Source organism: Mycolicibacterium aurum, from assembly GCF_900637195.1.
Taxonomy (GTDB): Bacteria; Actinomycetota; Actinomycetes; order Mycobacteriales; family Mycobacteriaceae; genus Mycobacterium; species Mycobacterium aurum.
Genome location: NZ_LR134356.1, coordinates 5,225,137 through 5,247,741, shown reverse-complemented (window position 1 = coordinate 5,247,741; position 22,605 = coordinate 5,225,137). Strand labels below are relative to the sequence as shown.

General features: G+C 67.3%; 21 protein-coding genes. 9 read left to right on the top strand and 12 right to left on the bottom strand.

Annotated elements, in window-relative coordinates:
* Nucleotides 1–6: 6 nt before the first annotated feature.
* Complete coding sequence (locus tag EL337_RS24810; RefSeq protein ID WP_048633755.1) at nt 7–471, bottom strand: hypothetical protein; 465 nt, start codon at nt 469–471, stop codon at nt 7–9.
* On the bottom strand, nt 468–1,631 hold the full coding sequence (locus tag EL337_RS24805) for a 3-ketosteroid-9-alpha-monooxygenase, oxygenase component (protein ID WP_048633756.1): 1,164 nt from the start codon (nt 1,629–1,631) through the stop codon (nt 468–470). The genes EL337_RS24810 and EL337_RS24805 overlap by 4 nt, the downstream gene beginning before the upstream one ends.
* 210 nt (nt 1,632–1,841) lie before the next feature.
* Between EL337_RS24805 and EL337_RS24800 the strand changes: the two genes are divergently transcribed.
* Nucleotides 1,842–3,068: an MFS transporter gene (locus tag EL337_RS24800; RefSeq protein WP_048633802.1), complete on the top strand. Its 1,227-nt coding sequence runs from the start codon at nt 1,842–1,844 to the stop codon at nt 3,066–3,068.
* Nucleotides 3,069–3,072: 4 nt separating this feature from the next.
* Complete coding sequence (locus EL337_RS24795; protein WP_048633757.1) at nt 3,073–3,663, top strand: TetR-like C-terminal domain-containing protein; 591 nt, start codon at nt 3,073–3,075, stop codon at nt 3,661–3,663.
* On the opposite strand, the gene EL337_RS24790 is transcribed toward EL337_RS24795, so the two are convergent.
* The 4 genes from EL337_RS24790 to EL337_RS24775 form a co-directional block, all read right to left on the bottom strand.
* A complete protein-coding gene (locus tag EL337_RS24790) occupies nt 3,660–4,541 on the bottom strand; it encodes a TIGR03619 family F420-dependent LLM class oxidoreductase (RefSeq protein ID WP_048633758.1) in 882 nt (293 codons plus the stop codon). The two genes, EL337_RS24795 and EL337_RS24790, sit on opposite strands and share 4 nt — an antisense overlap.
* 5 nt (nt 4,542–4,546) lie before the next feature.
* Complete coding sequence (locus tag EL337_RS24785) at nt 4,547–5,743, bottom strand: thiolase family protein (RefSeq protein WP_048633759.1); 1,197 nt, start codon at nt 5,741–5,743, stop codon at nt 4,547–4,549.
* A complete protein-coding gene (locus tag EL337_RS24780) occupies nt 5,743–6,798 on the bottom strand; it encodes a thiolase family protein (RefSeq protein ID WP_048633760.1) in 1,056 nt (351 codons plus the stop codon). Before EL337_RS24780 ends, EL337_RS24785 begins: the two co-directional genes overlap by 1 nt.
* A gap of 86 nt (nt 6,799–6,884) precedes the next feature.
* Nucleotides 6,885–7,877: a Zn-ribbon domain-containing OB-fold protein gene (locus tag EL337_RS24775; protein WP_197724149.1), complete on the bottom strand. Its 993-nt coding sequence runs from the start codon at nt 7,875–7,877 to the stop codon at nt 6,885–6,887.
* 70 nt (nt 7,878–7,947) lie between these two features.
* On the opposite strand from EL337_RS24775, the gene EL337_RS24770 reads away from it, so the two are divergent.
* The 3 genes from EL337_RS24770 (at nt 7,948) to EL337_RS24760 (ending at nt 11,015) form a co-directional block, all read left to right on the top strand.
* Entirely contained in the window at nt 7,948–8,979 is a 1,032-nt protein-coding gene (locus EL337_RS24770) for an LLM class F420-dependent oxidoreductase (protein WP_048633761.1), read from the top strand.
* Between the two features lie 103 nt (nt 8,980–9,082).
* Nucleotides 9,083–9,772, top strand: coding sequence for an acetoacetate decarboxylase family protein (locus tag EL337_RS24765; protein WP_048633804.1), 690 nt, complete (start codon nt 9,083–9,085; stop codon nt 9,770–9,772).
* A gap of 25 nt (nt 9,773–9,797) precedes the next feature.
* On the top strand, nt 9,798–11,015 hold the full coding sequence (locus EL337_RS24760; RefSeq protein ID WP_048633762.1) for a cytochrome P450: 1,218 nt from the start codon (nt 9,798–9,800) through the stop codon (nt 11,013–11,015).
* Here EL337_RS24760 and EL337_RS24755 read toward each other — a convergent pair.
* The gene (locus EL337_RS24755) at nt 11,012–11,491 is read right to left on the bottom strand and encodes a MarR family winged helix-turn-helix transcriptional regulator (RefSeq protein ID WP_048633763.1); all 480 of its coding nucleotides are present in this window, start codon (nt 11,489–11,491) and stop codon (nt 11,012–11,014) included. The two genes, EL337_RS24760 and EL337_RS24755, sit on opposite strands and share 4 nt — an antisense overlap.
* An 83-nt stretch (nt 11,492–11,574) precedes the next feature.
* On the opposite strand from EL337_RS24755, the gene EL337_RS24750 reads away from it, so the two are divergent.
* Nucleotides 11,575–12,171 carry an FMN-dependent NADH-azoreductase gene (locus tag EL337_RS24750; RefSeq protein WP_048633764.1) on the top strand — a complete coding sequence of 199 codons (597 nt, stop codon included), beginning with the start codon at nt 11,575–11,577 and terminating at the stop codon, nt 12,169–12,171.
* A gap of 4 nt (nt 12,172–12,175) precedes the next feature.
* On the opposite strand, the gene EL337_RS24745 is transcribed toward EL337_RS24750, so the two are convergent.
* Nucleotides 12,176–12,976: a crotonase/enoyl-CoA hydratase family protein gene (locus EL337_RS24745; RefSeq protein WP_048633765.1), complete on the bottom strand. Its 801-nt coding sequence runs from the start codon at nt 12,974–12,976 to the stop codon at nt 12,176–12,178.
* 68 nt (nt 12,977–13,044) lie between these two features.
* On the opposite strand from EL337_RS24745, the gene EL337_RS24740 reads away from it, so the two are divergent.
* Genes EL337_RS24740 through EL337_RS24730 form a run of 3 tightly spaced genes read left to right on the top strand, consistent with a single transcriptional unit; the run spans nt 13,045 to nt 17,389 of the window.
* Nucleotides 13,045–14,694 carry a medium/long-chain-fatty-acid--CoA/3-oxocholest-4-en-26-oate--CoA ligase gene (locus tag EL337_RS24740; protein WP_048633766.1) on the top strand — a complete coding sequence of 550 codons (1,650 nt, stop codon included), beginning with the start codon at nt 13,045–13,047 and terminating at the stop codon, nt 14,692–14,694.
* Entirely contained in the window at nt 14,691–15,812 is a 1,122-nt protein-coding gene (locus EL337_RS24735) for an NAD(P)H-dependent flavin oxidoreductase (protein ID WP_048633767.1), read from the top strand. Before EL337_RS24740 ends, EL337_RS24735 begins: the two co-directional genes overlap by 4 nt.
* A gap of 20 nt (nt 15,813–15,832) precedes the next feature.
* Nucleotides 15,833–17,389, top strand: a complete 1,557-nt coding sequence (locus EL337_RS24730; RefSeq protein ID WP_048633768.1) for an acetolactate synthase large subunit — start codon at nt 15,833–15,835, stop codon at nt 17,387–17,389.
* A gap of 55 nt (nt 17,390–17,444) precedes the next feature.
* On the opposite strand, the gene EL337_RS24725 is transcribed toward EL337_RS24730, so the two are convergent.
* The 4 genes from EL337_RS24725 to EL337_RS24710 all read right to left on the bottom strand — a co-directional run bounded on the left by EL337_RS24725 (nt 17,445) and on the right by EL337_RS24710 (nt 22,595).
* Nucleotides 17,445–18,185, bottom strand: a complete 741-nt coding sequence (locus EL337_RS24725) for an envelope biogenesis lipoprotein LpqN (RefSeq protein WP_048633769.1) — start codon at nt 18,183–18,185, stop codon at nt 17,445–17,447.
* A gap of 84 nt (nt 18,186–18,269) precedes the next feature.
* Entirely contained in the window at nt 18,270–19,415 is a 1,146-nt protein-coding gene (locus EL337_RS24720; protein ID WP_048633770.1) for a 3-ketosteroid-9-alpha-monooxygenase, oxygenase component, read from the bottom strand.
* A complete protein-coding gene (locus EL337_RS24715) occupies nt 19,412–20,968 on the bottom strand; it encodes an FAD-binding protein (RefSeq protein ID WP_048633771.1) in 1,557 nt (518 codons plus the stop codon). Before EL337_RS24715 ends, EL337_RS24720 begins: the two co-directional genes overlap by 4 nt.
* Nucleotides 20,961–22,595 carry a steroid-22-oyl-CoA synthetase gene (locus EL337_RS24710; RefSeq protein WP_220096921.1) on the bottom strand — a complete coding sequence of 545 codons (1,635 nt, stop codon included), beginning with the start codon at nt 22,593–22,595 and terminating at the stop codon, nt 20,961–20,963. The genes EL337_RS24715 and EL337_RS24710 overlap by 8 nt, the downstream gene beginning before the upstream one ends.
* Between the last annotated feature and the right edge of the window lie 10 nt (nt 22,596–22,605).

The following is a 22,605-nucleotide window of genomic DNA, read 5'->3' as shown; positions in this document are numbered from 1 at the left end:
GCTGCCTCAGCCGTCGCCGGGGGAGGGGGCGCTGGAGTATTCCTCCAGACAACCCTCCGCGACCGCGTGTTTGATGCTGTCGGCCAACCGGGGGCACGAGCGTGCGCGCGCGGGATCGCCTCCGGATTCCCGGATCTCGGTGAAGTGGGCGCACCGGGCGGTGGCCTCGCTGTTCCACTGCACCGACGTGTGCGCGGGACCCAGCTTCTTGACCTTGACCGCCACGTGGCAGAAGCGGCAGTCGATCGTCGCCAACCCGGAGGTCAGGTACCGCTCCTGGTCGCGCCGCGTGCTCTCGCGCACGGCCGCGGCCCGATCCGGGTCGGACGCGAAATCCGGTGCCTTGCGCCACGATCCCGACCCGTCACCGCCGCCTGCCGGACCGTGGCCGTGCTCGTGCTCCTCGTCGTCGTGCCCGTGGAGCAGGAGCATCGACCGAGCGAGCCGGTCCACATCCGGTGTCTGACTCATGTCGCGGACTGTTCTGCCTTCTCGGCTTCCCGCGCCTTGAGGTTCTCTTCCACCTCGACAGACCACTTCTGGTTGGCGATCGTGGTGTCGACCTCCATTTCGAAGCGGTCGGTCATCTCTGCCGTCACGTCGGCCACGTCGACATAGAACTGTTGATACCAGCGGCGCATCTGATAAACCGCGCCGTCTTCCTCGACCAGCAGCGGGTTGTCGATGCGGGTCTTGTGCTTCCAGATCTCGACATCCTGCAGGAAGCCCTTGCTCACACCGTCGGTGAACGCGGTGGCGAGCTTCTCGGTGGTCTTGTCATCGAGACCCTTGGGCTTCTCGACGATGACTCCCCACTGCAGCATGAACGAGTCCTGGGTCACCGGGTAGTGGCAGTTGATGAGGATCGACTCGGCTTTGAAGTCGCCGTACGTGTTGTGCAGCCAGTTGATCATGAACGAGGGGCCGAAGTAGCTGGCCTCCGAATCGAGGGAGGCGTCGCCGTATGCCGTGCCCATGTCGTTGACGTCCGGACGGCCCACATTGTGCAGGTACTGGCTGGCGATGTGGCCCTCGAAGACGTTCTTGAAGTACGTCGGCAGGCCGAAGTGGATGTAGAAGAAGTGCGCCATGTCGGTGACGTTGTCGATGATCTCGCGGCAGTTGCTGCCCTCGATGAGCATCGAGTTCCACTTCCAGTCGGTCCATTCGCCGCTGGCCCATTCCGCGATCTCGGGAATGCGCACTTCCTCCTGGGGTGGGTTGCCCTCGTGGTCGTGCCACACGAACAGCAGCCCGCCGCGGACGTCGGTGTGCCACGCCCTGGTGCGCGCCAGCCGCGGGGTGCGCTTGGCGTACGGCACCAGCTTGCACTTGCCGTCGCCACCCCAGCGCCAGTCGTGGAACGGGCAGGCGACCTCGTCGCCCTTGACCGTGCCCTGGGCGAGATTACCGCCCATGTGCCGGCAGTAGCCGTCGAGGACGTTCAGTTCGCCCTTCGAATCGGCGAAGACCACCAGCATGGTGCCGAAGATCTCGATTCCGTGCGGCTCGCCGTCCAGGTAGTCCTTCACCGGGCCGAGGCAGTGCCAGCCCCTGGCGAACCGGTCTGGTAGATCGCCGGTGTCGATCTCGCGAATGTTCGCGGTTCCCGCAGCTGATTCCGCGCTCACCTCGGGCCTCCCATTGTTGGCTTCTAACTAGAACACGTTACAGTTTTTCTTCCCTTCTGCGCAATGCACACAGCGCTCACCTGCGCAGAATGTTGCCGACGCCACGGGGGATCGGCCGTTCAGGCCCCGAGTACCCGTACGCCGGCACGCTCATCGCAGGGCGCGCGGGTATATAGTGGACAGAGTGTTCAGTAAATTGGGGTGGGCGTCGTGACGGTAGTCGCCCCGGCGCAGGCAAGCGGCATCGTCGCGGGTACCGGGACGCGGCGCTGGTTCGCTGTCGCCTGCGCCACCTTCGCGATCGCGTGGGGCGGCAACGAGTTCACGCCGCTGCTGGTGATGTACCGCAGCCACGACGGATTCTCCGCATTGACGGTCGACCTGCTGCTCTTCGCCTACGTCCTCGGCATCGTGCCTGCCCTGCTGATCGGTGGGGCGCTGTCGGACCGATTCGGGCGCCGTCCCCTCATGCTTCCCGCGCCGGTGCTCGCTGCCGTCGGCTCGCTGATCCTGGCGATGGGTGCGAACTCCGCCGCCGCGCTCGGCATCGGCCGGGTGTTCAGCGGGCTCGCACTCGGCCTCGCGATGGCGGTGGGCGGCAGTTGGATCAAAGACCTCTCCAGCCCGCCGTGGGGCGACGGGGGTGCCGGCGCCCGCCGCGCCGCGATGAGCCTGACCGCGGGCTTCGGTCTGGGTGCCGGCATCGCCGGCACGCTCGCCCAGTGGGGTCCTGCCCCGACAGTGCTGCCGTACGCGATCAACGTCGCGATGTCGCTGGCCGCTGCGGTGCTGCTCCGCACGGCACCCGAGACCCGCGACCGCACGGAGTCCGGACGCCCGTGGTGGACCGATCTCGCCGTCCCCGCCGCCGCCCATCGCCGCTTCCTGCTCATGGTCGTGCCCATCGCGCCGTGGGTGTTCGGGGCCGGAGCATCGGCGTACGCGGTGCTTCCGGCGCTGATGTCCGACCATGTCGGTGCGGCTCCCATCGCGTTCTCCGCGCTGATGTGCGTTGTCACCCTCGGGGTCGGGTTCACCGTCCAGCCGCTGTGCCGGAAGCTCGTCACCGGCGGCCGTGCCGGAGTGATCCTCGCGCTGGGGTTGGTAGGGGCCGGCATGGGGCTCGCTGCGTGGGCGGCCATGGTCCTGACGGTCTGGGCCGCACTGGTCGCGGCGGCCGTGTTGGGCGCCGGGTACGGAACGGCCCTGCTGGTCGGGCTGCAGGAGATTCAGCGCATCGCCGGCCCCGACGACCTGGCGGGTCTGACCGCGGTGTTCTACAGCCTGACCTATCTGGGCTTCGCGGTGCCCGCGGTGCTGGCATTCCTGGCACCCGCCGTCAGCTATCCGGCGATGTTCGGGTTCGGGGCGCTCGCCGCGGCGGCGTGTCTGATCGTCGCGGCGGTGGGGGCGAATCGGGTAGCCGCAATAAGCTGAGTCGGTGGTCGACCGTGAACATTCGGCACGCCGCGGCCGTCCCCGCAGTGAGGCGGCACGCAGTGCCGTCCTGACAGCCGCCGCCGAGCTGGCTCTTGCCGGCGGTCCCGCGGCGGCGACGGTCGACGCCATCGCCAAGCGAGCCGAAGTCAGCCGCACGACGATCTACAAGTGGTGGCCCTCGGCACCCGCGATCGTGCTGGAGGGCCTGCTCGATTCGGTGCGTGACTCGATCACCCGTCCGCCCGGCAGCACGTCGGTCGAGGCGCTCACCCACCACGTCACCGCGCTTTTCGGAATTCTCGCCGATCCGGCCGTCGGGCCGTTGCTGCGCAACGTGATTGCCGCGTCGGCGTCCGATCCTGCCATCGAACGAGCGCTACTCGACCAGTGGATCGTTCCGCGCCGGGCCGCGGTCGCCGACACCCTGCGCGATGCGGTCGCCCGTGGTGAACTACCGGTCGACGTCGACGTCGACGTCGCTGTCGACGCCTTGGTGGCACCGCCGTACTACCGGCTCATGTTCGGTATGCCGACGCTGGACGGCGCCGCGGTCGACCGGCTGGTGCAGACGGTCTGGCAGGGGTGCCGCTAACCGTCCTGCCACCCGGAGTGGATGTAGGTGTCCGCGAACCGCTTCATCGAGTCCTTCTTCTGCTCGATCGGCGCATCGAAGCCGAGGCCGTCGAAGACCCACGGGATCACGATGTTGTCGGTGACACCGGCCGCCGCGAGCTCGCGGTGGCCGTCCACCCCGAACTTGTCGATGCACACCGCCTGGTACTCGTACGGGTCGTCGGCACGGCCGTTCTCGGCGAGCAGCGCCTTGAGCTTCCCGATGGTCTCCGCCAGCTGATCACAGGTCATCATCGCGCTGGTCCAGCCGTCGCCCACCCGGGCGGCACGCCGGAGTGCGACGTCGGTGTGGCCACCGACGTAGAACGGCACGGGCACACTCGGTGCCGGGCTCATCTGCAGCCGCTCGAAATCGTAGAAATCGCCGTGGAACTCCACCATGCCACCGGCAAGGACGAGCTTGATCACCTCGATCATCTCGTCGACCCGCTTGCCGCGCTTGGCATAGGGAACGCCGCACCACTCGAATTCTTCCGGCGCCCAACCGATCCCGACGCCGAAACCGAACCGGTTGTTCGTCAGGTTGGCAACCGAGCCGACCTGACGGGCCAGCAGTAGTGGGTTGCGGGAGCCGAGTTTCATCACGTTGGTGTAGAACCGCAGCGTCGACGTCACCGCACCCATCGCCCCCGCGGCGATCAGCGGGTCCACCCACGGCGTGTCCTCGTCCCACATCCGAGAGCCGTCGGGCGTGTACGGATAGTCCGCCGCCTGCTTCTCCATGTAGAACAGGGAGTCGGGCAGCGCGATGTTGTCGAAGCCGACTTCCTCCGCGGTCTTGGCGATGTCCACCAGCTGGTCGACGGGCCCCATCGCCACGCTGCAGGTGTACTGCATGCGCGTCACGAGGACTGTTTGGCCGGCTTGTCCGCCCCGACCACCCACATCGAGTAGTACTGTGCGCCACCGCCATACGCGTGACCGAGCGCCTTGCGCGCGCCCTCGACCTGATGCTCGCCGCCCTTGCCCATGACCTGGATCGCGGATTCGGCGAAGCGGATCATGCCGGAGGCGCCGATCGGGTTGGACGACAGCACGCCACCGGAGGGATTGAACGGGATGCGACCGTCCATGGCGGTCTCGCCGGCCTCGGTCAGTTTCCAGCCTTCACCCTCGGGCGCGAAGCCCAGGCTTTCCAGCCACATCGGCTCGTACCAGGAGAACGGGACGTAGACCTCGGCGACGTCGATCTCGTCGATGGGACTCGTGATGCCTGCCGCCTTCCACAGCGCGGCGGCGGCGTCGCGGCTGGCCTGCGGATTGACCTGATCGCGTCCGGAATAGGCCAGCGGCTCGGTGCGCAGCGCGGTGGCGTGTATCCACGCCACCGGATGTCCCTCGGCGACACGGGCGTCGGCACTGGCCTCGTCACCGATGACCATCGCCGCGGCGCCGTCGGAGGACGGGCAGGTCTCGTCGTAGCGAATGGGATCCCACAGCATGGGGGACTCCATCACCTTCTCCAGCGTGATGTCGGGCTGATGCAGATGGGCCAGCGGGTTCCTCGCGCCGTTGAGCCGGTCCTTCACCGCGACCATCGCGCCGATGTGGTTGGGCGCACCCGAACGCCGGATGTACGCACGCACGTGCGGGGCGAAGTAGCCGCCCGCGCCTGCACCCACCGGCTTGGTGAACGGCACCGGAATGCTCAGCGCCCACATGGCGTTGGACTCGGACTGCTTCTCCCAAGCCATCGTCAGAACCCGGCGGTACTTGCCCGACTGCACCAGGCTCGCGGCCACGATCGCGGTCGAGCCGCCCACGGAGCCCGCGGTGTGCACGCGGATCAGCGGCTTGTTCGTCGCGCCGGTCGCGTCGGCCATGAACAACTCGGGCATCATGACGCCCTCGAAGAAGTCCGGCGCCTTGCCGACGACGACAGCGTCGATGTCGGCCATGGTGACGCCGGCGTCGGCCAGTGCGCGGTCGATGGCTTCGCGGACAAGGCCGTTCATCGACACGTCCTTGCGCTTGGCGACGTACTTCGTCTGGCCGGTGCCGAGAACAGCGGCGAGCTTCTTACCCGTTTGGCCAGCCATTACTTCCCCTCCAGGACAGCGACCAGATTCTGTTGAAGTGCAGGACCGCTCGTCGCGTGAGCCAGCACGCGAGAGGCGTTGCCCTCGAAGATGTGCTGCGCTGCGAAGCCGATCCGCTCCAGGCCCGCCGAGAACATCGGATTGGCGGCGAGCGCGCCGCCGGACGGATTGATCGTCGTGCTGTCGGGCAAGCCGATCGCCTCTGTGAGGATCAGCTGCTGATGACTGAACGGGGCGTAGATCTCCGCGATCTCGATCGACGACGGGTCACCGCCGGTGGCCGCGGCGGCCGAGGCGGCGGTGGACGGCGACGTGGTCAGATCACGGGCACCGAGGACCGGGGTCTCGATGCGGTGTTCTATCCCGGTGATCCAGGCCGGCCGCTCCCGCAACTCACGGGCACGGTCGCCCGAGGCCAGCACGATCGCCGACGCGCCGTCGGTGATCGGCGCGATGTCGTGGCGCCGCAACGGCTCCGCGAAGTATGGCTGCTCCAGCAGTTCCTGGATGCTGCTGCCGGACTCCAGGCGGTCCACCCGCGGGGTGGCTGCCTGCGCATCGAGTGCGACCTGCGCCATCTGCTCGGCCGTCCACTTGCCGGCGTCCAGGCCGAAGCGGGCCTGCAGACCGGCCATGCTCACCGAGTCCGGCCACAACGGGGCGACGGTGTACGGATCGGTCTGCAACGACAGCACGCGGCGCAATGTGCCGGCCGACGACTTGCCGAACCCGTACACCAGAGCTGTCTCGACCTCGCCGGTCAGGATCTTGATGTAGGCCTCGTACAGAGCCCAGGCGGCGTCCATCTCGACGTGCGATTCGTTGATCGGCGGGACGGCCCCGATCGAGTCGATGGCCGAGATGAACGAGAATGCCCGACCGGCAAGGTAATCGGACGATCCCGAGCACCAGAAACCCAGATCGGTCTGCTTGAGTCCCAGCTCGGAGTACAGCTGGCGGAAACACGGCATCAGCATCTCAACACCGTTGGTGGTGCCGTTGGTCCGGCGGACGTGGGGTGCGTGCGCGAACCCGACGACGGCTACTTCAGTCATGCGCGATCCCGCTCCGCTTCTCGCTGATTGGTCATTGCGCGATCCCGCTCCGCTTCTCGCTGATTGGTCATGAGTGTTCAATCCCTTTACAGGTGGTGCTTGTAGGTGTCGTAGTCGGCGTCGGGTTCGCCTGTGGGCCTGAAGTAGTCGATGTTGTCGATGCCAAGACCCCACTCCTCCTTGGGCTTCCACACCGCCTGAACCCGCATGCCCATCCGCACGTCGGCCGGATCGATCTCGGTGACCAGATGCAGGAACGGAATATCGGCGCCGTCCAGCAGCACATAGGCCGCAACGTAGGGCGGCTTGATGCGCTGCCCCGCGAACGGGATGTTGATGATCGCGAATGTCGTCACCGTGCCCTTGTCGGGCAGCTCGACGTAGTTGTCGAGCTCGAGGCCGGTGGCCGGGTTGGCTTCTCGCGGCGGGAAGTACACCTTCCCGTCCTCGCCCGTGCGGGCGCCGAGGAGCTTGCCCTGTTCCAGTGCGCGCAGGAACGTGCTCTCGGGAAGCGATGCCGTGTGCTGGATCTCGATCGAGGTCGGTACCACCAGCATCGTCACCGGGTCGAGGCCCTCGGCCGGGGCCGGAATTTCCTCGGCCTGATCGCCGAGGGAGAAGTAGGCGATGTCGGTGATCGCGCCGACGGTCTCATCCACCCAGTGGGCGTGTACCCGCGCGCCGGTGCTGATCGCGTCCGAGGACTCCGCGTCGACCGCGTGCAGCAACGGGGTGTCTGCGCCGTCGAGCTTGATCAACGCCCAGGCGAACGGACGGTCCAGCGGCTGGCCCTCCAGCGGCGCCGGCTGCCATGTCCACGACACCACCGTGCCCACGCTGGACACAGGGACGACCTCGGTCAGGGCCTCGTAGGTGACGGGGTCATACTCAGCGGGCGGAACGAGGACTCGGCCATCCGACCCGCGTACGCCGACGATGCGCCGCTCGCGCAGAGCGGTGAAGAACTCGCCAAGGAGTGGTCCTACTGAACGGGTGTAGTCGAAGGAGAGCTTCAGAGGTGCCGAAAGAGGCGGCTCATGGGGATCGATCTGCACCGGGCTGCTTTGGCTGGTGGTCACGGCATCGAGTAGAACAGGTTCTAAGTTTCGTTTCAAGGGACCCTCTGGACACTGCGGGAAGGCAGCCGACATGAAGCTGGGACTCCAACTCGGATATTGGGGCGCGCAGCCGCCGACCAACCATGCAGAACTGGTCGCTTCGGCGGAGGAAGCCGGGTTCGACACGGTCTTCACCGCCGAGGCGTGGGGGTCGGATGCCTACACGCCGCTGGCGTGGTGGGGCCGCGAAACCACGCGGATGCGGCTCGGCACGTCGGTGCTCCAACTCTCGGCGCGCACCCCGACCGCGCTCGCGATGGCGGCGTTGACGCTGGACCACCTCTCCGGTGGACGGCACATCGTCGGCCTCGGTGTCTCCGGCCCGCAGGTCGTCGAGGGCTGGTACGGCGCGAAGTTCCCCAAGCCACTCGCGCGCACCCGGGAATACGTCGACATCCTGCGTCAGGTCTGGGCCCGGGAAGCCCCGGTGCACAGCGACGGGCCGCATTACCCGCTGCCGCTCTCCGGTGAGGGCACCACGGGACTGGGCAAGAACCTCAAGCCGATCACCCATCCGCTGCGCGCGGACATCCCGGTGATGCTGGGCGCCGAAGGTCCCAAGAACGTCGCTCTGGCCGCCGAGATCTGCGACGGCTGGCTGCCCATCTTCTACTCGCCGCGCATCGCGGGCATGTACAACGAATGGCTCGACGAGGGGTTCGCGCGCCCCGGTGCGCGACGTACCCGGGAGACGTTCGAGATCTGCGCAACGGCACAGGTGGTCGTCACCGACGACCGTCCCGCGGTCATGGAGCTGATGAAGCCGCACCTTGCCCTGTACATGGGCGGCATGGGGGCCGAGGACACCAACTTCCACGCCGACGTGTATCGCCGGATGGGGTACGCCGACGTCGTCGACGACGTGACTCGGCTCTTCCGCAGTGACCGCAAAGACGAAGCGGCCAAGGTCATCCCCGACGAGCTGGTCGACGACTCCGCCATCGTCGGCGACCTCGACTACGTGCAGGAGCAGATCAAGGCGTGGGAAGCCGCGGGCGTCACGATGATGGTCGTCGGCGCGCGGTCGACCGACCAGATCCGCGATCTCGCCGGCCTGGTCTGAGGCGCGACTAGACACTTCCTTGCAGAGTGTCTAGTGAACGCTCTAGATTGACGGTGTGAGCCAAGTAACGTCGCAGCACACGATCCAGGGCACCGTCCTGACGATGCCGGTGCGGGTCCGCACGGCACATCAGCACACCGCCATGTTCGTCGTAGACGCCGACGCAGCCCAGCGGATGATCGACTACAGCGGTCTGCGGGTGTGCCGTTTCGGTCGGTCGAATCGCCGCGCCCTCGTGGTCCTGATGTTGATGCGCTATGAGGACACCGACCTAGGGCAGTACTGGGAGTACGGCACCAACGTGATGGTGAATCCCCCCGGCTCGGACGCATCGGGCATGTCCGCGCTGCAGTCGGCCGGCGCCTTCGTCCATCACCTGCCGGTCGACCAGGCGTTCACCCTGGAGGCTGGACGCACCATCTGGGGCTACCCGAAGGTGATGGCGGACTTCACGATTCGTAACGGACGCCAGTTCGGGTTCGACGTCAGCATCGATGGCCAGCGGGTGGTGAGCATGGAGTTCGCGCCCGGTGTTCCGATACCCGCCGCCCTGACGTCCCGGCCGCAGGTGCACCCCACCTACTCCTACCTCGACGGCGTCATCCGGCGGACGGAAGGCACGATGGTGCTGTCCGGGGTGCGGTACCGGCCCGGCGGTGTGCGTGTGCAACTCGGCGAACATCCCTACGCCGCAGAGCTTTCCGCCCTAGGCTTGCCCAAGCGCGCGCTCGTCTCGAGTTCGGCGGCCAATGTCGACATGACATTTGCCGACTCCCTCGTCATCTCGCGTTGAGCCCCGACCGATCAGCAGGAGAGTAATGACTTCCACCTCGCCCCTCGTCGATACCGGTCTCGACGTGGACCTCGCCGACGGCAACTTCTATGCCGACCGCCGCGCCCGCGACGCGTACCGCTGGATGCGCGCGAACCAGCCGGTGTTCCGGGACCGCAACGGGCTGGCCGCGGCCACCACGCACCGCGCGGTGCTGGACGCCGAACGCAACCCTGAGCTGTTCTCGTCGGCCGGCGGCATCCGCCCCGACCAGCCGGGGATGCCGTACATGATCGACATGGACGACCCCGCGCATGTGCTGCGGCGCAAGCTGGTCAACTCGGGCTTCACCCGCAAGCGCGTGATGGACAAGCTGCCGTCGATCGAGCGGCTGTGCGACACGTTGATCGACGCGGTCATCGAACGCGGTGAGTGCGATTTCGTCCGTGACATCGCCGCGCCGCTGCCGATGGCGGTGATCGGCGACATGCTCGGCGTGCTGCCCCAGGAGCGCGAGATGCTGCTCAAATGGTCCGACGACCTGGTGTGCGGACTCAGCTCCACCGTCGACGAGGCGACCATCAAGCTGCTGATGGACACGTTTGCGGCCTACACCGCGTTCACGATGGACGTCATCGCCAAGCGCCGCGCCGAACCGACCGATGACCTGTTCTCGATCCTGGTGCACGCCGAAGTCGAAGGCGAGCGGATGTCCGACGACGAGATCGTCTTCGAGACACTGCTGATCCTCATCGGTGGTGACGAGACCACCCGCCACACGCTCTCAGGCGGCACCGAGCAGTTGCTTCGCCACCGCGACCAGTGGGAGGCGGCGGTCGCGGACCCGTCGCTGCTGCCGTGCGGGATCGAGGAGATGCTGCGCTGGACATCGCCGGTCAAGAACATGTGCCGCACGCTGACGGCCGACACCGAGTTCCACGGCACGTCGTTGAAGTCAGGCGAGAAGATCATGCTGATGTTCGAATCCGCGAATTTCGACGAGGACGTTTTCGAGAACCCCGAGTCCTTCGATATGTACCGGAACCCGAACAACCACTTGGCTTTCGGGTTCGGGACGCATTTCTGCCTGGGCAACCAGCTGGCTCGCCTCGAGCTGAAGATCATGCTCAGCCGGGTGCTCGAGCGGCTGCCGGATCTGCAGTTGGCCGACCCCGACATGCTGCCGCTGCGGCCGGCGAACTTCGTCAGCGGCCTCGAGTCGATGCCGGTGGTGTTCACCCCGTCGAAGCCGATCGGGGCCTAGCAGCTCTGGACGTCTTCGGTACACGCGCTCCGCGGTACCAGGCTGCCGCCGGTGACCGCCGCCGCGCGCTGGAGTAGCCCGTGCAGCGTCGCCTGCTCGTCGCTGTCGAGCGCGGCGAACAGTCGGTGCTCCAGGCCTGCCAGCGCAGTCTCGACCTCGGCGAGTCGCCGTGCGCCCGCCGGGGTCAGCACCACGGTGTGACGTCGGCGATCCTCGGGGGACCGCCGACGCTCGACGAGCCCGGCCGATTCCAGTTCGTTGAGCAGCGCCACGACGTTGGTCGGATCGATTCCGAGGGCTTCGGCCAGTCCGGCCTGACTGTGTTCGCCGAAATCGCGCAGCAGCGTCAGGCCGATGACGTGGCGCGGACGCAGGTCGAAAGCCGTGAGTTCTGCTTCCGCGGCGCCCCGAAGGCGGCGGGCGAGCAGATCCAGCAGGGGGCCCAGGAGCTGGTCGGGCGCCGGATCGTCGCTCACCAGGGCAAGAGTACGGGAATACAGCAATAGCTCCTGTGGTATAGATAGTTTGTACATCGCAAACTATCTATCTGGAGTTGACTATGGCACACCTTCTGCACCTCGACTCGTCGGTTCAGGGCGATCACTCGGTCAGCCGGAGCCTCACCCGGCGCGCGGCCGAGCGCTGGCGGGCCGCGCACCCCGGCGGCACGGTGACCTACCGGGACCTGGCCGCACAGCCGCTGCCGCATCTGGACCCGCAGACGTCCGCGGCCCTCAGTGCCGAGCTGATCGACGAGGTCAAGGCCGCCGATACCGTCCTGCTGGGCCTGCCGCTGTACAACTTCGGACCGCCGAGCACGGTCAAGGCGTGGGTCGACCACGTCGTCGCTGCCGGCGTGTCCATCGACACGACGACCGGAGAGGGGCTGTTGGGTGGCAGGGATTTCGTGGCGATCGAGACGCGCGGCGGTGGCTACGGTCCCGGCACACCCCGCGAAGGGTGGGATCACGCGCAGACATGGCTGTCCCACGGGGTGTCGCTGACGGGCCTGCAGCCGCGATTCGTCGTCGTCGAGCTCACTATGGCCGCAACCAATCCCGCCATGGCCGAGCTCAAGCCGCTGGCCGCTCAGAGTCTGGCCGACGGGCAGGCCGCCATCGACCGATTGTGGGCGGCGGGGGAGAGCGCCGCGTAGCTCCCTACTTCATCTGGAAGTTGGGGGCGCGCTTCTCCTTGAATGCGCGCGGGCCTTCCTTGGCGTCCTCGCTGAGGAACACCGGGATGCCGTTGGCCGTGTCTGGCTTGAACGCCTCTTCCTCGTGCATGCCCTCGGCCTCGCGGATGGTCTTCAGGATCGCCTGCACCGCCAGCGGCCCGTTGTTGTTGATCACCTCGGCGATCTCCAGGGCTTTGTCCAGCGCGGTGCCGTCGGGGACCACATAGCCGATCAGGCCGTACTCCTTGGCCTCGGCCGCGGTGATGTGGCGGCCGGTCAGCAGCAGGTCGCAGGCGATCGTGTACGGGATCTGGCGCGGCAGCCGCACTGCGGAGCCGCCCATCGGGTACAGGCTCCACTTCGCTTCCGAGATGCCGAACTTCGCGCTCTCGCCCGCGATCCGGATGTCGGTGCCCTGCAGAATCTCGGTGCCGCCCGCAATGGCCGGGCCTTCGACCGCGGCGATCAGCGGTTTGGTCAGCCGTCGGCCCTTGAGCAGGCCCTCGATCTTCGACGGGTCGAACGCACCGCTCTTGAACGAGTCGCCGGGGGGTGCCTTTGTGGCCGCCTTCAGGTCCATGCCCGCGCAGAAGTAGCCGCCCGCCCCGGTCAGGATGCAGGTCCGGATCTCCGGATCCTCGTCGACGCGGTTCCAGGTGTCGACCATGATCGAGAGCATCTCAGTGGAAAGCGCGTTGCGCGCCTCCGGCCGATTCAGCGTCAGAATCAACGTGTGTCCGCGCTGCTCAACCAGGGCGTCGGGACCTTTTTCGGGCTCGCTCACAGGTGTGTGCCTTTCCTCATCGAAGACAGCGACTTGTCTCGAAATGTAACACGTTCTAATTTAGAGCTGTGGCCCTGAATATCGCCGATCTTGCCGAGCACGCCATCGACGCCGTGCCTGACCGTGTTGCCATCATCTCGGGCGACGAACAGCTCACCTATGCCCAGTTGGAGGAGAAGGCCAACCGCCTGGCCCACTACCTCATCGACCAGGGCGTGAAGAAGGACGACAAGGTCGGCCTCTACTGCCGCAACCGGATCGAGATCGTCATCGCGATGCTCGGCATCGTCAAGGCGGGCGCGATCCTGGTGAACGTCAACTTCCGCTACGTCGAGGGTGAGCTCAAGTACCTGTTCGACAACTCGGACATGGTCGCCCTGGTGCACGAGCGCCGGTACGCCGACCGCGTCGACAACGTGCTGCCCGAGGTGCCGAAGGTGAAGACCATTCTCGTGGTCGAGGACGGCAGCGATGATGACTTCGAGCGCTACGGCGGCGTCGAGTTCTACTCCGCGATCGCACAGGGTTCGCCGGAACGGGACTTCGGCCCGCGCAGCGAGGACGACATCTACCTGCTCTACACCGGCGGCACGACCGGCTTCCCGAAGGGCGTCATGTGGCGCCACGAGGACATCTACCGGGTTCTCTTCGGTGGCACCGACTTCGCGACCGGTGAGCCGTACGCCGACGAGTACGACCTGTCCAAGCAGGCCGCGGCCAACCCGCCGATGGTCCGCCTGCCGATCCCGCCGATGATCCACGGCGCCACGCAGTCCGCGACCTGGATGGCGCTGTTCTCCGGCCACACCGTGGTGCTGACACCGGAATTCGACGCCGACGCGGTGTGGCGAATGATCCACGAGCACAAGGTCAACCTGCTGTTCTTCACCGGCGATGCGATGGCGCGCCCGCTTCTGGACGCGCTCCTGGCGCACCAGGAGAAGGGCAACGAATACGACCTGTCCTCGCTGTTCTTGCTCGCCAGCACCGCGGCGCTGTTCTCCACCAGCCTCAAGGAGAAGTTCCTCGAGCTGCTGCCCAACCGGATCATCACTGACTCGATCGGCTCCTCGGAGACCGGCTTCGGCGGCACCAGCATCGTGGCCAAGGGCCAGTCGCACACCGGCGGACCGCGGGTGACCATCGACAAGAACACCAAGGTGCTCGACGAGGACGGCAACGAGGTGGTTCCCGGTTCGGGCGTGCGCGGCATCATCGCCAAGTGCGGCCACATCCCGGTCGGGTACTTCAAGGATGAGAAGAAGACGGCGGAGACCTTTCGTACGTACAACGGTGTGCGGTACGCGATTCCGGGCGACTACGCCGAGGTCGAGGCCGACGGCAGTGTGACGATGTTGGGCCGCGGTTCGGTGTCGATCAACAGTGGCGGCGAGAAGATCTACCCAGAAGAGGTGGAAGCCGCGCTGAAGGGCCATCCGGACGTGTTCGACGCGCTCGTGGTCGGTGTGCCGGATCCCCGGTTCGGTCAGCACGTCGCCGCGGTGGTCCAGCCGCGTGAGGGCAGCCGCCCGGCGCTGGCCGATCTCGACGCGTTCGTCCGGAAAGAGATCGCGGGATACAAAGTGCCACGCAGTCTTTGGCTGGTCGACGAGGTCAAGCGCTCACCGGCGGGCAAGCCGGACTATCGCTGGGCCAAGGACACCACCGAGGAACGGCCGGCCGACGAGGTTCACGAGAAGCATGCGGTGGCGAAATGAGAACTGAACTGTGTGATCGCTTCGGCATCGAGTACCCGATCTTCGTCTTCACCCCGTCGGAGAAGGTGGCGGCCGCGGTCACCAGGGCCGGCGGCCTGGGTGTGCTCGGGTGCGTGCGGTTCAACGACGCCGACGACCTGGAGAACGTCCTGCAGTGGATGGACGCCAACACCGACGGCAAGCCGTACGGCGTCGACATCGTGATGCCCGCCAAGATCCCGACCGAGGGCACGTCGGTCGACATCAACAAGCTGGTACCGCAGACCCACCGTGACTTCGTCGCCAAGACGCTCGCCGACCTGGGTGTGCCACCGCTGCCGGAGGACGAGGCCAAGTCCGAAGGTGTTCTGGGATGGCTGCATTCGGTCGCTCGCAGCCACGTGGAGGTTGCGCTCAAGCATCCGATCAAGCTGATCGCCAACGCCCTCGGCTCGCCGCCCAAGGACGTCATCGACCAGGTGCACGAGGCCGGTGTGCCGGTGGCAGCGCTGGCCGGCTCACCCAAACACGCTCTGCGCCACGCAGAGAACGGTGTGGACATCGTCGTCGCGCAGGGCCATGAGGCCGGTGGGCACACCGGTGAGATCGGCTCGATGGTGCTCTGGCCCGAGATCGTCGACGCGCTGGACGGCAAGGTTCCGGTGCTCGCCGCCGGCGGCATCGGCACCGGCCGCCAGGTTGCCGCCGCACTCGCCCTTGGCGCGCAAGGTGTCTGGATGGGGTCGGCATTCCTGACATCAGCCGAGTACGACCTCGGCGTGCGCCTGGAGTCCGGCCAATCGGTGATCCAGGAAGCCATGCTCAAGGCCACGTCCGCCGACACCGTCCGCAGGCGGATCTACACGGGTAAGCCCGCCCGGCTGCTCAAGAGTCGGTGGACCGAGGCGTGGGACGCCGATGGCGCACCCGAGCCGTTGCCGATGCCGTTGCAGAACATCCTGGTCAGCGAGGCGCATCAGCGGATGAGCGAGTCGACCGACCCGACGGCCGTCGCGATGCCGGTGGGGCAGATCGTCGGAACGATGAACGAGATCCGGCCCGTCGCGGACATCATCGCCGAGCTGGTCAGCGGATTCGAGGACGCGTCGAAGCGGCTGGACGGTATTCGCGGCAACTGACGGGGCGTATAACGACAGGTGTGAACGGCGCACAGTCTCTTCTCACCACCCTGGTCGGCAACGGCGTCGACGTGTGCTTCGCCAACCCTGGAACGTCGGAGATGCACTTCGTCGCGGCCCTGGACGCGGTGCCGCAGATGCGCGGGGTCCTGACGCTGTTCGAGGGCGTGGCCACCGGCGCTGCCGACGGATACGCACGGATGGCGGACAAGCCGGCCGGCGTGCTGCTGCATCTCGGCCCCGGTCTCGGCAACGGACTGGCCAACCTGCACAACGCCCGCCGGGCGCGTACTCCGATGGTCGTCGTCGTCGGCGATCACGCCACGTATCACAAGAAGTACGACGCCCCATTGGAATCCGACATCGACTCCGTAGCGGGGACGGTCTCGGGATGGGTGCGTCGCACCGCTGACACCGCCGACGTGGCCGCCGACGCCGCTGCCGCGGTCGCCGCGAGTCGGGCGGGCAAGGTGTCGACACTGATCCTGCCCGCCGATGTCTCCTGGGCTGACGGCGGCGGCACCGCTCCCGCCATCCCGGCGCCCGCCGACCCGACGGTCGATGACGATGCGGTCCTGTCCGCCGTGGATGTGCTGCAGTCGGGGGCGCCGACCGTCATCCTGATCGGGGGTGACGCCACCCGGACCGCGGGGCTGGCGGCTGCTGTCCGCATCGCCGCGGCCTCCGGGGCCCGGGTGCTGTGTGAGACCTTTCCGGCTCGGCTGCGACGCGGTGCGGGCATCCCCGCGATCGAACGGCTGGCCTACTTCGCCGAAGCCGCGCAGGAGCAGCTCGCCGGTGCAGCCCATCTGATCCTCGCCGGGGCAACGTCTCCGGTGTCGTTCTTCGCCTACCCCGGCAAACCCAGTGACCTCGTGCCCGACGGATGCGACGTGCACATCCTCGCCGAGCATGCCGGTGCCGCTGCTGCGCTGGAGCAACTCGCCGACGAACTGTCTCCGGGCAGCATCGCCGAGGTTGCCGCCGCGGCGCGGCCCGAGATGCCGACCGGAGGCCTCACCGCATTCTCGGTCGCGGCGGTGGTCGGCGCCCTGCTGCCCGAGAACGCGGTGATCGTCGACGAATCCAACACTGCGGGTGTGGGAGTCGCCGCGGCGACAGCGGGTGCGCCGGCCCATGACGTACTGACGCTCACCGGCGGAGCCATCGGGTACGGCATCCCGGCGGCGGTGGGCGCGGCGATCGCCGCACCGGACCGTCCGGTGCTGTCCCTGCAGGCCGACGGGTCTGCGATGTACACCCTGTCCGCGCTGTGGACGCAGGCCCGCGAGAATCTCGACGTGACCACCGTGATCTTCAACAACGGTACCTACGACATCCTGCGGATCGAGCTGGCGCGGGTTGGGGCGACGAGTGCGGGTGCACCCGGGCCCAGGGCGTTGGAACTGCTCGATCTGGGTTCTCCGGCAATCGATTTCGTCAAGATCGCCGAAGGCATGGGCGTCCCGGCCCGGCGGGTCACCACCGCGGAGGAGCTGGCCGGGGCGATGGCCGACGCCTTCGCGGCGCCGGGACCGCATCTCATCGATGCGGTGGTTCCGTCACTGTTCGGCTGAACCGGGCATCTCGCGGTAGCTCACCACCCCGACCGTACCGGCCAGATCGAGAGGACTACTGCGGGGTGATGGTGGTGTCCTCGTCGATGGCAAGGGTGGCCGGGCCGAGGATGTCGATCTGATTCTCCAGACCGTCGGCGTTCAGTTGCAGCACGTACCACGCCCCGTCGTTGCCGGGGATCACCACCGTCTTCTGCGCGGCGATCTTGGTGACGCCGTCCTGGACCCAGGTGCCGCCGAGCTGGAAGGCGGGGAACTCGCCAAGGGTGGTGACCTTGCCGTCGCTCATCGGAATCCAGCCGGGCAGGTTGGTGGCCTCGCCCGCCGCGGCGTCCAGCACGGCCTGCGGGTCGACATCGCCCACCAGTTTCGACACCAGCGCGACGATGCTCGGCGTGTACTCCGCGGCCTCGGGCCCGGTATAGATGATGGCGCCGAACGCCCAGTCCGGCGTCTCCTCGCCGGCGGTCTCCCAGCCGTCCGGAACGGGCAGGTCGATGAGCGGGGCCCCGGGATCGCCCGGCTTGACCGGTGACTCGGTGATGCCGTTCTCCGCGATGTAGTCGGCGATGGTCGGGGCCGGTCCCGTCGGGGCTGCCTCACGCGGAGCGATGCGGCCGGTGGCGGGCGCGGAGGTGGCGCTGGTTGACGTGGTGGGTTCGTCGGACGACGTGGTGGCGCTGGTGGACTCCGCGGCGGTCTGGCCGGACCCCGAGGTCGAACCTGTACACCCCGCCGCGATGAGAGCGACCACGGCCGCGACGGCAGCAGAGCGGGCAACAACCGAGAGCTTCATAGCTGAACTCCTGTCGGATGACGTTTAGTCATGTCCAGCGAAGCGTAAATCAAGATCGAGCGTTTGCTCAGGGAGTAGAAGTACTCACTTTGAACTCAGTTTCCGGGCCGCGAGGTTCTCCTGGACCTCCTGGTGCCACAGATCGTTCGCGTGGGTGGTGTCGACTTCCTGCTCGTAGCGGTCGGTCATCTCGGCGGTGACGTCGGCGGCGTCGACATAGAACTGCTCGTACCAGCGCCGATGCTGATACACCGGGCCGTCCTCTTCGGTCAGCAGCGGATTGTCGATCGGAGACTTGTTCTTCCAGATCTCGACGTCTTCGAGGAAGCCTTCGCCGAAGCTCTTGTTCATCGCCCCCGCCAACTTGGCGGCCTTGTCGGCGGGCAGTCCGGGCATCTCCTGCACCGCGACGCCCCACTGCAGCATGAACGAGTTGTGGCTGACCGGGTAGTGGCAGTTGATCAGGGCAACCTCGACGGTGAAGCCGGGGCCGAGGTCGTTGTGCAGCCAGTTGATCATGTACGCGGGCCCGAAGTACGTGGCCTCCGAACGCAGGTGTGTGCCGTCCCAGAGCTTGTCGGGGTCGGCGATGTAGTCCGGCCGCGGCTTGGACTCCATGAACTGGCTGGCGGTGTGGCCCTCGATGACGTTCTTGAAATAGGTCGGATAGGCGTGGTGGATGTAGAAGAAGTGCGCCATGTCGACGTTGTTGTCGACGATCTCGCGGCAGTGCGCGCCCTCGATCAGGATCGAACTCCACTGCCACGGTGACCACCGGCCCTCGTCGAATCCCTCGATGGTCGGCGGGGTCAGCTCGGGCGCCGGGGTGGACCCCTCGGGGTCGTGCCAGACCAACAGCTGTCCGTTGACCTCGGTGGTCTGCCACGCTCGGGTGCGCGCCAGCCGTGGGGTGCGTTTGGCGTAGGGCACCAGCGTGCACTTGCCGTCGCCGCCCCAGCGCCAGTCGTGGAACGGGCAGGCGACCTCGTCGCCCTTGACGGTGCCCTGGGACAGGTTGCCGCCCATGTGCCTGCAGTAGCCGTCGAGCACATGAAGCGACCCGTGCGAGTCGGCGAACACCACGAGCATGGTGCCGAACGCGTTGATGCCGTGCGGCTGTCCGTCGCGGAAGGACTCCGCCAGCCCGAGGCAGTGCCATCCGCGGGCGTAGCGCGTCATCGCCTTCCCGGTGTCGATCTCGCGCACGGCCTCGGATGCTGTGCTGCTCATGGGGTGGTTCCTTTCACCATGTCCAGCACGGCCAAGTGGCTGAAGACCATGCTGGTGCCGATCGGGTTGCCGCCGCCTGGGTAGGCGGTCCCGCTGGGTGCGGCCATCGTGTTGCCCGCCGCGTACAGCCCCGGGATCACATTGTCCGCCGTATCGAGTACGCGCGCCGCGGAATCGGTGCGGAGCCCGCCCTTGGTGCCCAGGTCGGAGACGCCGAACGCGGCCGCGTGAAACGGTCCCCGCTCGATCGGGTACAGCGGCGGCGCACCGCCGGAGAACGCCCGGTCATACGGCTCGTCGCCGCGGCCGAAGTCGTCGTCGACGCCGCGCTGCGCGAAGTCGTTGAACCGCGCCACGGTGTCGACGAGATTGCGCGGTGGCACCCCGATCGCGACGGCGAGCTCCTCGAGGGTGTCGGCCGTGCGCCACAGACCCGCCGCCACGTACTTCTCGGGCTCGACCATGGAGACGTTGGTGGCCTTGACCGGCGGCACACCTCCGTCGGTGTGGTCGTAGACCATCCAGAACGGCAGGGTGACGTTGCCGCGCGCCATCGCACCCAATACCTCGCGCCCCAATCGGTCATACGCCGCAGACTCGTTGACGAAGCGCTTACCGTGGTCGTCGACGAAGATGCCACCGGTGAACCACAGCGCGAAGGCCGACGTACCGTCGGGATGTGTGAGCCCCGGTGACCACCACGCCTGGTCCATCAGGTCCGTGTCGGCGCCGGCGGCGATCCCGGCCAGATGCGCCAGGCCGCGATTTCCCCAGGGCCCCATGGTGTCTCGGGAAGCGCCGGGCACGTGGAAGTGCGCCCGCATCTCGTCGTTGTGCTCGAAACCGCCTGCGGCAAGAAGGACACCGCGCCTGGCGCGGATCGCGCGGCGCCGTCCTTCGGATTCGACGATCGCCCCGACGACGGCTCCGTCCTCGACCACCAACTCGGTCAGCGTGGTGTTGAGCTGGGTCGCCGAATGCGGGAAGCGCGCGGCGGCGGTCAGGAAGCGCGCGATCAGCGCCCGTCCGCCGACGAAATAGTCGTCCGGTTGCGGCTGGCCGAGGCGGTCGGCGTCGAGCGGACCGCGGACCAGCTCCCGCAGCTCGGGCGCGGCAGCCACTTTGAACGGCTTCGCGGCGATGTGCCGCATGCCGTCGGCCCGCGCCTTGGGCGCCTTGCCGAAGTAGTCCGGCCACGGCAGCAGCGAGAACTTCAGCAGCTCATCGGATTCCAGATATTCGATCAGCGGCGCCCCGCCGCGTACGTAGGTCTCCTGCAGCTCTGCCGGCGTCCGGTCGCCCACCACCGCGTGGTAGTACTCGAGTGCGTCCTCGATGGTGTCGTCGGCGCCCGCCCGCATCAGAACGGGATTGCACGGGAACCACATTCCGCCGCCACCCGAGTACGCCGTGGTGCCGCCGAACTTCTCGGTCGCCTCGACCAGGATCACCTCGAGGCCTTCGCGTGCCGCGGTGTAGGCACCCGTGACACCACCCGCGCCGGACCCGGCGACGAGGACGTCGGTGGTCTCGTCCCACACCTGTTCAGACAAGATGTTCCCTTCCGTGCGCCGCGAACTCGGCGTCCAATTCGGTTCGGTCGTCGGTGCTCATCAGGTGGTACCGAGGCCGTCCGCGACCTACCCAGCGGTGTACCAGCTCGTCGGTGTGCCAGCGTTGCGCCTGAAGATCTCTCTTGCGCACCTTGTTGGACCCGGTTGCGGGCAGGTTGGCCGAGACGCGCAGCAACCGGGGAAAACCTTTGGCACCCAGGTCTTCCTGCCCGATGAGGAACTCCGTGAACGCGTCGATGTCGAACGCGGCGGGATCGGCGACCTCGATGGCGGCCATCACCTGATCGCCCGACCTCGGGTCGGGAACGCCGTACACGCCTGCGGCAACGACATCCGGATGCCGGCGTAGCACGCGTTCGATGGTCAGCGCCGACGTGTTCTCGCCGTCGATGCGGATCCAGTCGCCCCGCCGGCCCGCGAAGTACAGGAAGCCGCGATCGTCGACATAGCCCAGATCGCCTGACCAGTACCAGCCATTGCGGACCCGCTCGGCGTCGGCCGCGTCGTTGCGGTAGTACCCCTCGAAGTCCCGGGCGCCGCGGCGGTCGACGATCTCGCCGATGGCGTCGTCGGGGTTCACCACTTTGCCGTTCGGATCGAGAACCGCTGCCGGACACTGCATCGAAGTCTCGGGGTCGACGACGACGACGTCGGAATGGACCGGTCGGCCCAGCGCGCCGGGTGGGGCCGCCGGGTCGGGTGTCGCCACTGCGCCCCCCTCGCTGGAGCCGTACCCCTCGTGGAGTTCGGCGGCGAATCGGCGTCGGAATTCGTTCTGGTCCTCCGGCGATGCCTCGGTGCCGAAACCCCGTTGGAGTGTGTTGTCCGCGTCGTCGGGACGCTCGGGGGTGGCCAACAGGTAGGCCAGCGCCTTGCCGACATAGGTGAAGAACGTGGCCCCGTAGAAACGGACGTCGGACAGGAACCCGGAGGCGGAGAACGATGGCGTCAGACACACCGTGGCGCCGTTGGCCAGAGCGGGTGCCCAGAGCGCCATGATCGCGTTGCCGTGGAACAGCGGCATGCAGCAGTAGTCGACGTCGCCGCGATGATGACCGAACTTCTCACTGGCCGCGTAGGCGATCCGCGCCAGCCGGCCCTGGCTGCACCTGACGGCCTTCGATGTGCCGGTGGTGCCGGAGGTGAACAGCAGAAGGAACAGCGGGTTCGATTCGAACGCAGGGGCTTTCAGCGTCTCGCCGCGCAGCCTGTCAAGCGCGTGCTGGTACGCCGGGTCGTCCACCATGAGTACGCGTCGCGGCGGCACGCCGTGGTCGAGGCCGGCCAACCGCTGCGCGCCCGCGGAGTCGGTGATGATCAGGTGACAATCGGTGTGCCGGATGTCGGCGGCGAGGTCCGCGGCCCCGCGCGTGGGATTCAGGCCGACGACGGTCGCGCCCGCCAGTGCGGCGCCCCCCAGCCAGAAGACGAAATCGGGCGCGTTGTCGAGCAATATCCCGATGTGGCACGCGCCGTCGTCAGGGCCGCGCACCGTCGACGCCAGCGCGGCGCGCGCCGCCGATTCGCGCACGACCTCATCCCAGGTCCAGTCCCGTTCGCGGGTGCGCAGGCCGGGGTGGCTGTCCCCGAGGCGGTCGAGCAGCATCGTGGCGATG